Source organism: Bosea sp. AS-1 (genome assembly GCF_002220095.1).
GTDB lineage: Bacteria > Pseudomonadota > Alphaproteobacteria > Rhizobiales > Beijerinckiaceae > Allobosea.
Genome location: NZ_CP022370.1, coordinates 122907 through 136521, shown reverse-complemented (window position 1 = coordinate 136521; position 13615 = coordinate 122907). Strand labels below are relative to the sequence as shown.

11 protein-coding genes and 2 pseudogenes are annotated in these 13615 nt (G+C 65.6%); 4 read left to right on the top strand and 9 right to left on the bottom strand.

Translation table 11 applies throughout. The annotated features are described in order from the left end of the window. Positions 1-158: 158 nt before the first annotated feature. A complete protein-coding gene (locus CE453_RS00750) occupies positions 159-344 on the bottom strand; it encodes a hypothetical protein (protein ID WP_089172857.1) in 186 nt (61 codons plus the stop codon). 187 nt (positions 345-531) lie between these two features. Between CE453_RS00750 and CE453_RS00745 the strand changes: the two genes are divergently transcribed. Further along, a complete protein-coding gene (locus CE453_RS00745) occupies positions 532-771 on the top strand; it encodes a type II toxin-antitoxin system VapB family antitoxin (RefSeq protein WP_089172856.1) in 240 nt (79 codons plus the stop codon). Then, positions 771-1205, top strand: coding sequence for a type II toxin-antitoxin system VapC family toxin (locus tag CE453_RS00740; protein ID WP_089172855.1), 435 nt, complete (start codon positions 771-773; stop codon positions 1203-1205). Before CE453_RS00745 ends, CE453_RS00740 begins: the two co-directional genes overlap by 1 nt. Positions 1206-1282: 77 nt before the next feature. Here the strand turns inward: CE453_RS00740 and CE453_RS00735 are convergent, their stop codons facing one another. The 4 genes and pseudogenes from CE453_RS00735 to CE453_RS00720 form a co-directional block, all read right to left on the bottom strand. Continuing rightward, positions 1283-1606 (bottom strand): hypothetical protein, encoded by a 324-nt coding sequence (locus CE453_RS00735; protein ID WP_089172854.1) that lies wholly within the window; start codon positions 1604-1606, stop codon positions 1283-1285. After that, on the bottom strand, positions 1603-2487 hold the full coding sequence (locus CE453_RS00730) for a DUF7007 domain-containing protein (protein WP_089172853.1): 885 nt from the start codon (positions 2485-2487) through the stop codon (positions 1603-1605). Before CE453_RS00730 ends, CE453_RS00735 begins: the two co-directional genes overlap by 4 nt. Next, positions 2484-2956 (bottom strand): annotated as a pseudogene (locus CE453_RS29560) (hypothetical protein). Before CE453_RS29560 ends, CE453_RS00730 begins: the two are co-directional and overlap by 4 nt. A gap of 90 nt (positions 2957-3046) precedes the next feature. Continuing rightward, on the bottom strand, positions 3047-4714 hold the full coding sequence (locus CE453_RS00720; protein ID WP_089172852.1) for a ParB N-terminal domain-containing protein: 1668 nt from the start codon (positions 4712-4714) through the stop codon (positions 3047-3049). A gap of 294 nt (positions 4715-5008) precedes the next feature. On the opposite strand from CE453_RS00720, the gene CE453_RS00715 reads away from it, so the two are divergent. Both CE453_RS00715 and CE453_RS00710 read left to right on the top strand, forming a co-directional pair. Then, positions 5009-5314: a type II toxin-antitoxin system MqsR family toxin gene (locus CE453_RS00715; protein WP_089172851.1), complete on the top strand. Its 306-nt coding sequence runs from the start codon at positions 5009-5011 to the stop codon at positions 5312-5314. A 2-nt stretch (positions 5315-5316) separates the two neighbouring features. Next, positions 5317-5748, top strand: coding sequence for a type II toxin-antitoxin system MqsA family antitoxin (locus CE453_RS00710; protein ID WP_089172850.1), 432 nt, complete (start codon positions 5317-5319; stop codon positions 5746-5748). Here the strand turns inward: CE453_RS00710 and CE453_RS00705 are convergent. The 4 genes and pseudogenes from CE453_RS00705 to CE453_RS00690 all read right to left on the bottom strand — a co-directional run bounded on the left by CE453_RS00705 (position 5745) and on the right by CE453_RS00690 (position 13054). Continuing rightward, positions 5745-10849, bottom strand: a pseudogene (locus tag CE453_RS00705) (lactate dehydrogenase). The gene CE453_RS00710 and the pseudogene CE453_RS00705 overlap by 4 nt on opposite strands. A 107-nt stretch (positions 10850-10956) precedes the next feature. Further along, positions 10957-11355 carry a DUF3085 domain-containing protein gene (locus CE453_RS00700; protein WP_089172849.1) on the bottom strand — a complete coding sequence of 133 codons (399 nt, stop codon included), beginning with the start codon at positions 11353-11355 and terminating at the stop codon, positions 10957-10959. Between the two features lie 12 nt (positions 11356-11367). Continuing rightward, positions 11368-11970, bottom strand: a complete 603-nt coding sequence (locus CE453_RS00695; protein ID WP_089172848.1) for a DUF1419 domain-containing protein — start codon at positions 11968-11970, stop codon at positions 11368-11370. A gap of 73 nt (positions 11971-12043) precedes the next feature. After that, the gene (locus CE453_RS00690) at positions 12044-13054 is read right to left on the bottom strand and encodes a DUF3991 and toprim domain-containing protein (RefSeq protein WP_248307695.1); all 1011 of its coding nucleotides are present in this window, start codon (positions 13052-13054) and stop codon (positions 12044-12046) included. Positions 13055-13615 lie beyond the last annotated feature (561 nt).

Here is a 13615-nt window from a genome sequence, read left to right as displayed (position 1 = left end):
TGCCGATCGACCGAGGCCGTGGCCGAAATGACGGGCGTGCCGGGACTTCGCGCCGGTCGATCAGGACGGAGAGGGAAACGAAGCGATCCACCTGCCTTCGCCGGCGCCGTGCGGTCCAGCATGTAGCTCGCAGCTCCCAGCCATCTCCCCCGCGCGATTCAGAGCTGTCGGCCTGGTTGAGCACTCGGCGCGTCCGCGCCAATCTCGCTCGCCAGGAGCTCAACGATGCCGTCAGGCGGAAGCCCGAAGGATTCAATGTCCTCCCGCACATGCTCGTCGTGGACCCCAAGCAGGCTCCAGACCGAGACGTCGAGACCATGGGCGAGCGTGGTCAAGGTCTTCAAAGTGGGATTGCCTCGGCCGTAGCGAAGCAGGAGCAGCGTGCTGCGCGATAGCCGCGAGGCTCTTATGAGCGCTGCCTGGGTGCCGGGGAGCGCGTGACCTCGCCCCTGTCGTGAACGATCCCCAACACGGAAACTTGCCGGGATATGAAAACGAGCATATCCTTATATCCCAAAAAGGATATGATCCATGCCCCTTTATATCAAGGATCCGGAGGTCGATAAGCTGACCGCGGAACTGGTCGGCCTTACCAGAACCTCCAAGGTGGAGGCGGTGAAAGCCGCCCTCAAGCACGAAATCGCCCATCGAAAAGGCAGTCTGCCTATGCGGGATCGGCTTGCCAAGTCCCTCGCCATGGCGCGGGCGGCAGGTCCGTTCGCGCCCGGCGATCACAAGCGCGAAACCGATGAGATGTGGGGCGAAGACTGATGCTGTTCGTCGACGCGTCGGTGATCGTCGCCATCCTCGCGCAGGAGAGCGACGCCGGTGATCTTATGGACAGGCTCGGGGAGCATGACGGACCGTTCTACGTGTCGGCTGTCGTGCGGATGGAAGCGGCGCTGTCCCTGACGCGGCGCATGGCCGAGGCCAAAGGCCGCGACAAGCCCGCGACGCCTGACATGTTGGCGCAGGCCCGGCAGCTTGTCGATCAGTTCATCGCCGATATCGAGGCAAAGGAGGCCATGATCTCCGGCGACGTCGGCACGAAGGCCCTCGATGCGGCCCAGCGGTTCGGCAAGATCGTCAATCATCCCGCGAGGCTGAACATGGGCGATTGCTTCTCCTACGCCTGTGCAAAGGCCTACCGGATCAAGGTAGCCTATAAGGGCGACGACTTCGCCGAAACCGATCTGGGCTGGTAAGGGCAGCACCGCGCCGGATGCATCATGCACGCTATGACAGCATGATCCGGCTTCGCCGTCGCAAGCGCGCCGATACGTCATGGAGATGGCGAAATTCCGCGGCGGTCTCGCAGCGCGGCGATCGCCCGGTCCTGCCGCACGAGCTTGCGCGAGAGCGCATCGATCTCGGGCTGCCGCTCCGCGGTCAGCGCGGCGAGATTCGAGCGGTAGCGCTCGAGGAAGGCGCGCGGATCAGGCGGCTTGCCGCGCCGGTAGCTGGTTCGGCGCGGCTGGAGTGTCGGGATCAGCGCCGTCATGCGACGCGTGATCTGGCGCTGGATGATGTCGAGTTGGCGCTGCGTCTGTCGGCGAGCCGCTTCCATCCGGCAGAGCTGCACGCGGCGATCCGGGGAAGGGTTCATGAGGCCCTCCCCTGCCAGCCAACGAAGTCCGATGGCCCGCCATAGACCTGGTGGCGGTCCGGATCGATCACGAAGCCGAAGCGGCCGACCTCATATTCGCCGGCGGGGACCAGAAAGCGTCGTTTCTCCGTACCAGGCGCGCGCTTGCGGCCCAGCGTCGCGACGCATTCGATCATACCCTTCTGCCGGCTCGAGGTGATCGCCGATACCACGATCCAGTCCGTGGCATGCTCGCGCTCGAAAGCGCGCCGGTCCTTCTCTACGGACTCGCCCGGTTGCAGAACGGTCGCGAAGATCGCCTCCCAGGCGTCAGGCCAGCTGTCTTGCAGGGTCTTTTCGGCGCAGCGACGCTCGAAGCCTGTGAAGAGTTCTGGAAAGGTGATCGCGACGATCGCCCAGGCTTCATCCTCCTCATAATAGCCGCTGGGCACCCGCAGCATCGGGTGGACCTTGCGGTTGCGTTCGGCCGAGAGATGGAAGCCGCCATGTCCTGCCGTGGAATGACATATGACGCCCACGGCATATTCGGTCGCGCCCTGCGATGTGCCCCAGGGCGTGGGGGCGCGGGAATGAGCCTCGCGGCGCCCGAGCGCCTTGCGCTCGCGCTGGTGCTCGGCGTTCTCCGCGACCCTGGCGCGAAACGCCGCCTCATCGGAGAGCGCCCCGTCATGGCCGAAGAAGTCCGACCGACGCCATTCGACAAGCGGCCGGCTGATCCGCCAGCCCGATGCGAGATAATGCCTTTGGTTGGGCCCTGGCAGCATCGCAAAGGCGTTGTCGCCGACGCGTGCAACCGGGAAGCCCTCGCTGGATCGGCCGAATTCGACCGGAGGGAAAGCCTCAGTGCCGGCTGCCGCGTTCTCCGAGGGAGGCGCGCTCATGCTGCCCTCCCCTCGACGACATCAGTGCCCTCCTCATCGGCCGTAACCTCTTCAAGAACAGCGCGGGAATATCCGTGGCGCGAGAGCCATTCCTCGGCCGCGGCGCGACGCGCGGCGAGGTGCACGAGTTCGGCCCCTGTGCCGGCATGGCTGAACACACGCACTGACCCGATCGCCGGACGCTCGAGGATCGTGAATTGCAGCTGCGATTCCAGCGAGAAGGAGCGATGGACCCGGATGGCGATGACGCCGCCGGCCCCGAGATCCTCCTTGTGCAAGGTGAAGCTCGCCGAGAGCGTGACGTTGCCGACGCTTCGCGTGCCCTGCTTCTGGATCAGGCGTCCCTGGCTGTTGTTGCCCTGCCAGGCGGAGAGCTTCTTGCGATGGTGGTCCGGGGGCCGTGGGGTTCCGTCCGACCAGGCGACGATCGAGCCGAGGGGGCGTTATCGAAGATAGTGTGCGCTGACATGGAAGACCTCGTGAGCGTGGTGTGAAAACGAACCCGCCGCCGGCATGGCCGGCGGCGGGACGTCGTTCGGAAGAGGGTGGCGAGGCGCTGCTACTCGGCGGCGTCGAGGAATTCGCCGGGCTCCTGATCGGCCGGGTCCTCGGCGACCGTTGCAGCGGCGGCGTCGACGTCCTCGTCGTCATTGGCGGCGACGGTGTTGGACGAGAGCCATTTCGCGATCTCGGCAGCATCCGGCGCGAACAACGCGGCCGGATGGACGAAGCGCTCCGTCGCGAAATGCTCGACGAGCGCCGCACGCGTTTCCCTGACGCGCGCACGCGGCAGGACAGGGGTCTCCTTGCAGGAGCGTTCCAGCGCCGCTCGCGACAGGCAGTCGAGGAAGTCCTCCGTGCCCATATTGGGCAGGAAGCCATCCGCGCCGATGGCGACGCCGGCGATGCGCGCGACGATACCGCTGTCGCTACGGTTCACGCGGGCGGACAACGCATCGATCAGGGCGGCGCGCGCCGCCGAGCGAAGCGTGACCATGTCCTGCGCGAGCGTGCCGTCGTCGGCGACGAGCCTGACGGCATGGCGTTCCATGCGGGCGAAGCCGTAGACATCGTCACCGGCGCCCGATGCGACCGTGATGTTGCGCCCAGCCAGCGCCAGCACCAGCAACGCCATCAGCGTGTCGTCCTCGATCGTGCCGCGCTCCAGCGCATCGTGGAGCGCATCCGTCCGAAAATCGCCGATCATCGCGATTCCGCGCCGTGTGACGTCGGGCCGAGGCCTCGCCATGACGACGTCGTCTTCGCCGGCATCGTCGACCTTCCGGCTCGGCTTCTGCGGCTCGGGCATCCGGAAATGCACCGTCTGGACCTTGCCCTCGCGATCGAGATACATGGCGGCCCGATCGGTCTTGCCGGGCTTGCCGTGAACGCGCTCGGCCTTCGGCGGCAGCGTGGCCTCGCCCCAGCTGTTGGTCTCCGCGATGACGCCGCGCCTCGGCAGATGCAGCGTCATCCATTCCTGCTGAGCCCCCAGAAACGCCTCGACATTGTTCGTGTAGCGGCTGTCCTGGTCCGCCGGCGCGAACAGGTCCTCGACCCATTCGATGCCATAGGCCTGAGCGAGATCGTCGCCGAAGCTGGCGTCGCGCGCATACATGCGCTTCTTAGTGAGCCCATTTGCGATCCTGTACCAGGACACCTCCGGATCGCCCTTCTTCGGCTTGTTGGCCTTCCAGATCGCCGACTGCTCATCGAGCGACGCCGCCGCGATGACACGCAACTGTTGCTCGTTCGGCATGTTGCCCTTCGCGATGCAGTCGAGCATGGCAGGCAGGATATTCGCGAGCAGGCGCAACTTGCGGACCTGCCGGACCGGCAGCGCGAGTGCGACGGCGATCGCCTCCTCGGTCCAGCCGAGGGCAACGAGGCGTTCGATCCCGCGCCATTGGTCGACGGCGTTGAGCGGTTCCCTGGCGATGTTGTCCACCAGGGACCGCATCACGCCATTATCGTTCGAGGGCTCGGCCACGAGGACCTCGATCTCCTCGATACCGGCGATGATGGCTTGCTGAACCCGGCGATGGCCGGCATCGATGATATAGCCATTACCGCCACCCGTTTCCGGAAAAATGACCGGCGGCTGGATGATGCCGACCGCCTTGATGGTCGCAAGCAGCAGTGCGTCGGCCTGGGACGTGGCCTTGGTCTGGCGCGTGCGGTCGGGATTGTCTTTCAGCGCGCGCGGATCGACTTTGGTGAGATGCATCACGGTGCTCCGTCAGAGGTTGCGGACGCGGCCCTTCGCCGGTCCTTTTCCGTCTTCTTCCCGAAGACACCCCCCGGCCTGCGGAGCGGCGGGATCGGCACAACTGCGGCGGAGCATCCCTGGCCGGATGACCGAGCGGGGCTCAAAGCCCTGCGAGGATGACGGGCTGGGATCGCGACCGCGGCACTTGAGCGTCAGCGCTGCCGGGCCTGCCGATCCGCGAGGTAACTCTTCTTTCCTCCTCCTCCTCCTCTCGCTTCTTGATTTGCCACCTTAATGGTGGCATACAGAGGCATGGAGAAGCGCCGTCCGACCTATGATCTCGAAGCGATCAAGGCTGCCTTCGGATCGGTCGACCAGCTCGCGATGACATCGTCGGCCTTGCGCGATGCGACGGCGCTGGGCTTCGACCGAGCCGGCGTGGTCGAGACGATCAGCGGGATCGAACGACCGATGTTCTACAAGTCCATGACGACCTTCGCCGATCACCGCATCTGGCAGGACGTCTATCATGTGCGGGCGCGGGGCCTGATGCTCTACGTCAAGTTCCAGGCCGACATCATCACCGAGTTCACGGTAATGTCGTTCAAGGAGAAATGACCATGGCGCTATCGAAGCAGAAGCTGCCCGAGACGATGGTCTCTCCGGAAACCGGGGAGACGCTGCGCCGCGATGTGCGTCCCTTCATCGTCAGCTACAAGGGCAAGAGCATCACCGTCGAGCTGCCGGGCTATTACCCGGAAAACGGCGACGAGGGCGTCCATGTCGGCGATGACATGGCCGTCACCGACATGGCCCTGCGCAATCTCAAGGAAGAGGTCGAAGGCATCCCGTCGCCGACCACTATCAAGCGGGTCCGCGAGAAACTGCGACTGTCGCAGCGCGAGGCCGGGGGCCTGCTGAAGGTCGGGGAGAACGCCTTCGACAAATATGAGCGTGGCCTGGTCGAGCCGAGCGGTCCGACCAGCCAGCTGCTTCGGCTCCTCGACCAGCACCCGGAGCTGGTCGAAGAACTGCGCGGGACGGCCGCCTAGGCGGCGATGGCACTGCCCTCTCCGCCCCTCTCGATGTCGAGGGCAAGCGCCCGCTCGATCTCCGCGAGCTGCCGCCGCTTGTCGGCGAGCTCATCGGCGAAGGCGAACTCGCCCTCGCCGCGCGCCTGATACGAGACAAGCCGCCTGCGTGCGTCGGCAAGGCGCTCGCAATAGCGCTCCCTCTCGGCCTCGAACTCATCGAGCGCATGTTCGAGGCGTGCGATGGCGCCGAGCGGCGTCACCGTCATGGGCAGGTTGATCTCCTGTTCGGAATTCGTCCGCAGCAACATCGTCCTGAAGTGATAGCCGTCGCGACTGAGGCGCTCGCCGGAAAAGGCGAGATCGAAGCCGCCAATCGACGCGATGATCGCCTCGCCCTCGTGCTGAAGCTGCACGAGCGTCAGGATCTCCTTCATCAACGCCCTGCCCGCCTCTTTGCGTTCGGCGAACTGTTTGTCGGTGACGCTCATCGCGAAGGCCTCGGCGGTGGTCGGGACAATGCGCTCGATGTCTTCGCCGATCTCGGCGATGCGACGGACCGAGACGTCGATGTCGCGCTCGGCGTCACGGATTTGCCGGCGCACCGCATGCTGGTCGTCGATATGGGCGGCCCGCAGGCGGTCCAATCGGGCGAGGTCGGCTTCAAGTCCAGCCTTCTGCATCAGCCGCTGGTCACCGGAGGCAATCGCCTTGGCCATGGCGAACTGGTTGGCCTGGCCCTCGCCGAGATCCTCGAGCCGGCGGATCGAGGTGTCGCCCGAGAGCGCGGCGGCGATGAAGCGTGCCTTGCGTTCGTTGTTCTGCCACATCGTCGCGTCGAGCGAGCCCTCGGTCGCATAGGCGTAGATATCGACTTCATCGTGCTGATTGCCCTGGCGGACGATCCGGCCTTCTCGCTGCTCGATTTGCGAGGGGAGCCAGGGCACGTCGAGATGGTGCAGCGCCTTCAGCCTGAGCTGCGCGTTGACGCCGGTGCCCATCGTCTCGGATGAACCGATGACAATGCGAACGCGGCCGGAGCGGATGTCGCCGAAGAGCCGCTGCTTCGTCTCGGATTTCCGGTAGTCCTGCATGAAGGCGATTTCGGCCGTCGGCACGCCGCGGCGAACGAGCTCATCCCGGACCCAGCGATAGGCGGAAAAGCCCCTGGTCTTCTCGACGCTGATCGTGCCGAGATCCGAGAAGATCATCTGCGCGGCGCCCGGTAGCTCATAGGGCTTGCCGTCCGGTTGCACATAGGTCTGCTCTCGCGTCTGCCGCCAGATCCGGAAGACGGTATCGATCATCCGGTTGAGCTTGTTGTCGGGCTCGTTGTCATTGTCGGCATCGACCAGGCGCAGATCGATCGCGGCATGGCGACCATCGGTGATGACCGAGAGCAGAATGTCGTCGCCGGGCTCCGGCGGCCGGTCGCGTTCCTCGATCGCCTTGATGCGGGCGTCGAGCTGGAGCTGATAGCGCTTGAATGCGCCGGTCGGCTTGGCGGTGACAATCTGGCGCCGACCGGTCGATATCGCCGGCACCTTCACGTACTGACGAAGATCCTCTGGCATCACGACGTCGGCGAAGGAGCGGAACATCGCGATCAGCTCGGGCACGTTGACGAAGCTGGCGAAGCGCGAGACCGGCTTGTATTTGCCGGAGGGCTGCAATTCGAGCTCGGTCGTGGTGTCGCCGAAGGTCGAGGCCCAGGCATCGAACTCATGCAGGCCACGCTGCTGCAGCGCCGCATGGTCCATCAGCCGCTGCACCGAGAACATCTCGCCGAGCGTGTTCGTGATCGGAGTGCCCGAGGCGAGCACCAGCGCACGGCCCGGATTCTTCGTCTCGATGAAGCGCGACTTCACATAGAGATCCCAGGCGCGCTGCGAGCCGTTGGGATCGACACCCTTCAGCGTCGACATATTGGTCGCGAAGGAGAGCTTCCTGAACTCCTGGGCTTCGTCGACGATGATCTGATCGACGCCAATCTCCGCAATGGTCAGGAGATCGTCCTTCCGCGTCACCAGCGCTTCCAGCCGCTCCTTCAGCCCTTCTTTGAGGCGCTCAAGCCGCTTGCGCGAGACGCGGTCATCGCTTTCCACCTTGGTGAGCAGTGTCTCGAACAGTTCGAGCTCATCCTGGATCATCTGCTGCTCAAAGGCCCAGGGCACACCGATGAAGCGGAACGCCGAATGCGTGATGATGATCGCGTCCCAGGTCGCGGTCGCGGCGCGCGATAGGAACCGGGCGCGCTTGTCCTTGGTGAAGTTCGTCTCGTCGGCGACGAGAATGCGTGCGGACGGATAGAGCGCCAGGAACTCGCGCGCCGCCTGCGCCAGGCAGTGACCGGGAACGACGAGCATCGCCTTGGCGATCAGGCCGAGGCGGCGTTGCTCCATGACGGCGGCGGCCATCGTCATGGTCTTGCCGGCGCCGACGGCGTGGGCGAGATAGGTCGAGCCCGCCGCGATGATCCGCCAGACACCGCGCTTCTGGTGCCCATAAAGAACGAAGGCGCCAGAGGCGCCAGGTAGTTTCAGATGGGAGCCATCGAATTTTCGCGGCGCGATGTTGTTGAAGCGGTCGTTGTAGACCCGCGCCAGGCGATCGGTGCGATCGGGATCGGACCAGACCCAGGTCTGGAACGCGGTCTTGATCTTGGAGAGCCTCTCCTTCGCCGCTTCCGTGTCGACGACGTTGAGCACGCGGCGCTCGCTGTGGCCGTCCTTCACCGTGTCGAAGATCTGCGGCACGCGGCTGTTCAGCGCATCCGCGAGCAATTCGCCGGCATGGCGCCGATCCGTGCCCCATTCCGAGGTGCCCGTCGCCATCCAGCCAAGCTGACGTGCCTCCACGGTCCACGACGCCAGTTCGGGCATATGGTGGATGCGGATCTCCGCGCCCATCGTCTCCTTGACGAAGGCGACGACGTCGGCCGCCGGAATCCAGGGCGCGCCGAGCCGGGCGGTGATTTCGGAGGGGCCGAGATCGCTCGGCTGGACGTCGAGCAGCGCGCGGACATTGCGCTCGAAGGGCGGATCGAGCGCCGCGGCGGCTTCGGCCGCCTTCAGCTTGTCGCGGACCGGACCAGAGAGATAGGCATCCGCCGTCTGCCAGGCCCCATCGGTGGGGTTCTGGAAGATCGCATCGCCGAGTTCCGCGATCACGCCGGCGACGTCCTGATGCAGCAGCTCGGAGATATGCTCGAGATCGACGCGGCCGCGTTCGTTGAGCACGACAGCGAGCGCGTCGGCCGCCGAGGTGATGACGGGCGCCGCCGGCGGCGCGATCACGCGCTCCGAGAAGATCGGCCCGGGCTTCGCCGTGTCGGTATCGAGATCGTAGGTTTCGATCGAGGCAACGAGCCAGCAGTCGGGATCGTCGAGAAAGGGTTGCAGGTTTGGCCGGCGATGAATCTCGCGGAGCTCGCCGCTAACCTCGTCCTCCGTGACCGACACGGTCGTGTGATTGATCGGACCGAAGTCGCGGACGAAGCTCGACCAGGCGATCCGCAGACGCACCTGTGCGTCCTTCCAGGGCCGATCTTGCTCCTGACATTTGAGCACCTCGCGGACGGCATCCCGGATCGGGATCAGCTTGCGAATGATCCTGACGTGCTTTTCGGGGATACCCTCGGCACTACGGCCCTTGCGGATCTGCACCGCGACGGGCGTGCCATCGATGAGCTGCATGAGGCCGCGGGCGTTGTCGACGAAGAAGCTGCCTTCGCGGATATGTCGTCCGGCGGCCGAGCTGGCATCATCGCGATCGTCGGCATCCGCCAGATCGAAATCGATCTCGCTCGGCTCGCCGTCATAGAGGGCTTCCGGAAGGAACAGGATGGCTGCACCCAGCACTGCGGCGAGATCCTCGCCGGGGCGCGGAAGGCAGGTATAGGTCTCGCCAAAAGGCCCCGAAGTCAGCGCATGCGTGCCGAGCACGAATTCCGGATGCTGGGCGAACCAGCGATTGACGCGAATGGCGCCCCCGTCCTCGCTCGCCGGCTGCACCTCGTCGAGATCGAGCCAGGCGAGATCGCCATCCGCTTCCGCGGGCTTGCGCTTGCGGAAGAAGAGGATGTCGACGACGACGTCCGTGCCGGCGTCAGCTCGAAAGCTGCCTTCCGGCAGGCGGATCGCGGCGATCAGGTCCGCGGATTTCGCGATATGCTTCCGCGCCGTCGCGTCGGCTTTGTCCATCGTGCCAGAGCTCGTGACGAAGACGGCGAGGGCGCCTGGCTTCAGCAGGTCGACCGAGCGCGCCAGAAAATAGTCGTGCAGCCGCAAACCCAGCGAACGATAAGCGCGGTCCGAGCGCACCGTGCGATCGGAGAAGGGCGGATTGCCGATCGCGAGATCGAAGGCGGCCGGCAGTTCAGTGCGGGCGAAGTCGCCATCAATGATCCGGGCCCGCGGCTGGAGCAGGCGCGCGATCCTCACGGTCACCGGATCGAGCTCGACGCCGGTGATATGGGACAGGTCGCGCAAGGCTTCCGGCATCAGCGCCGGGAAAAGTCCCGTGCCGATGCCGGGCTCGAGCACGCGACCGCCGCGCCAGCCGAGACGCTGCAGCCCCGCCCAGATCGCCCGGATGATGAATTCGGGGTGAAATGGGCGTATTGCGTACAGCGGGCGAGCGAGGCGTAGTCGATCTCACTAACCGCATCTTGCAGCTCGGCGCCGAGTTCCTCCCAACTCTTGCGGAAGGTGGTCTCGCCGGGCCGGCGAAAGACGCCGTTGGCGAGATCGGACGCGGCGAAGCCGGTGAAGCGGATCAGGCTCGCCTGTTCCTCTGCCGTCGCATGCCGATCCTCCGCCGCGATCTCGACAGCCAATCGGATCGCCGCGATGTTGTCGCGGGCACGCGCCTTCCAGCCCTCAGCCAGGGCGCGGTCGCCGGCGAGATAGAAATTGCTGCCGCGCAAGCGCTCCTCGGTCGAAACCGAAGGAGCAAGCGCCTGCCTCGCCCCAGCCGGCGCGGGTTTCGGCGGCTCGGGATCGTCGTCGTCATTGGACTCCACCGTGAAGTCGCCGGCGAACGCCGTAACGCCGAGACCAAGCCCCGACGACAGAGCCGTGTTGCCGAAGAGGTCGATGGTGAAAGGATCGTCCTGCGCCATGAGAGATTCTCCTGGGTTGAAGGCGCGCGTCATCGGCCAGCCGGGCGCTGCCCGGCCGGAGCGATGATCGCGAGTGAGTTCGAGGAGTGGGCCTGAGCGGCCGGCGGTCAGCGGCGGATCAGGGAGACCGAGAGGCTGGCGTCGGTCATCGTGATCGTTAGATGGGTCGCCGTGGGCGAGCCCGTGATCATTTTCATGAGCATCTCGGCATCGAGGAACTCGATGCCGTCATCCCCGCCGAAATGCTGGCGCTTGTAGTGCCAGCAGTCGGGATTGGTCTTGGGATCGCACTCTTGCGCGTAGACGACGAGCGCACGCTGGCCTTCAGCGAGCTTGCCGTTGGAGAGCGCGTACACGCCCTCGTCACCGACGAGCCAGAGACCGGGCTTCTCGCCCTCGCCTGGGCGGAGGCCGTAATAGGGATTGCGGAAGCCGCCATTATTGAAGGCGTCGATCCGTCCGCGCATGATGATGGCGCGGATCTCCGTGACGGTGAAGGTGAACATCGCCGCCACCCGTCATGCTGCTTGTCGCTCGGGAAGGTAGCGCAGATCGACCGGCAGCTTGGCCGATATTTCCGCATCGGAGAGCTCGTCGAGCAGCTTGAAGTCTCGGGCCTGCCAGGAGGCGCACATCATGACGATGCGCTGTCCGTGCTGGGCGCTCGGAAAGCGCCCATCGGCGTAGCCGCGATAGGCGTCATGGGTGCTCGACCAGATATGCTCCAGCCGCTCTTCCCGCGTCATGGCCCGGACCGGGCGGGATTCACGCTCGATGATCGCGTCGCGCATCAACGCCGGCGAGGCCTTCGCGGCGAGATCGCAGTAGCCGTGGAAGTAGCGGACCCGGCCGTCGATCGAGAGCGTGAAGAAGATGCTGGTGATCGACCCGGTCAGGAATTCGCGCATCGAGAACATGCCCCCGCGCATCCAGAGCGGGGGCAGTACCGCGAGCATGTAGTCGTGCTCGGCCTGGCCGATCTCGAACCACTCACCGCGATAGAGCGCGCTGTCATTGCCCTCGAAACGGTTCGGGCGCTGCGTGTGGCGGTCGAACATCCGGAACATCTGGCGCCGATCGGCGACGCCCTGGAATACCTTGCGGGCGGGAGAGAGGTTCATGGCGGGCTCCTTCAGCCTCGTCGGGCCGGAGCGCGGCTCCCCGTCACGGGATCACCATCCTCTCTTCAGCCCTTCATGACCCTCCCCTGCAGCCGCCTCTCCGTCCGGGCGGGTCAAGGGCCGGCGCAGCCGGGCGAAGCGTCACCCTTGAGGCGGTCGGCGGGAATGCGGCAGCCCGGTCCCCTTCTCTCCTTCCTTTCTCCTCCTGGTCGCTCGCCGTCGCCGCTTGCAAGCCGGCGTTCCAGTCGACCTGCACCGGTCGCAGGCGCTCAAATCCGCAGCCGATCTCGCGGGCTATCACCATCAGCCGCTGGGCGTAGGTCTCGCCCTGGTGGTTGTTGTCGGTCGCGGCAATCAACAAGGCCCCGGTGCGCCCCGCCAGCATACGGATCGCGGCGGCGGTCGCCGGCGACCATCCTCCGCCGGTGCTGAGATAGAGACTGTCGGGTCTTGTGCCCTCACGTGCGGCGAGGCTCATGGCGTCGATCGCGGCCTCGGTCACACAGAGGCGCGCCGCCTCAGGCGAGCCAAACCGGAACAGCAACTTCGCGCCACCGGTCGAGAAACCGCGCCACTCCCGACCGCGCTCCTCCCAACCGATGACCGCGCCGGCCTCGTCGCCGTGCGCTGCCCACATGCTGCCATACGGGCCTTCACGCAGGACATCCTGGCGGATCGCAGCCCGGATGACGGCCTCCGGCAGGAAGCGATCGTCGCGCAGATAGCACCACATCATCGAGCCGGGCCACGGTCTGCGACGGCTCGACCATCGCTCGAAGATAGACCGTACCGGTCTGGAGTCGCGCGGCGGCCGGAGCCAAGCTGGATCTCTCGGAACGAAGCCAACCAGTGCAGCGACACGGTCGAGGCCTTCGACGAAGGATACGCCGTTGAGATGTTCGACCAGGCCGAACACATCGCCTTTCGCATCGGACCGAGGATCGAACCAGCCCCGCCCAGCATGGATCACGATGACGATCGCCTCTCCGCGGCGATACTTGATCGCCTTGCGGCTGCTTTCCGGCAGGTCGATCGTGAAGCCCGCCTGCTCGAGCACCGCGGCACACGGCACGCGGACCCGCAACTCCTCCAGCTCATTCCGTTCCATGATCCTGCCGGCACGCGCTCGCGTCCGCCTTTCCTTGCCTGTTTCCTATCTCCACACCTCGCGGAGCGGCTTCCGGACGCCGCGAAGAGCAAAGGCGGCAAGGGCGCGCTAGCGGCGTGAGCTTCCCTTGCCGCCGCAGCTCGCAAGCGGCACTCCCGGAAGGAGAAAGGCCGGCTCAACGAGCCGGCCGGATTTCAAGGGGGTCGAATTCAGCGGAAGGCGGGACGGAGAATGGCCCGTCCGTCCGGAAGAGCGTGACCGGAACGCCGAGAACCCAGGCGAGCTGGAACGCATGGTTCTAGGCAAGAGCCCGATTGCGCGACCTCATGAAGGTTCCATCCGGGAGCGCGCCTATTCCCGCTCGATGGCTCGGTCGTGTCTAGCACGCCTCCGTTCCAGCCAGCGACCACGCGGCATACACTGCGGCGCCACTTCTATGATGCGCATCCACGCTCAACGTCGCGTCAGGGATGGAAGCCGGCGCGGGCGGTGACCCGCAGGGGCTTCGGCTTTGCCTACAGCCCGGCCCGACGGGAG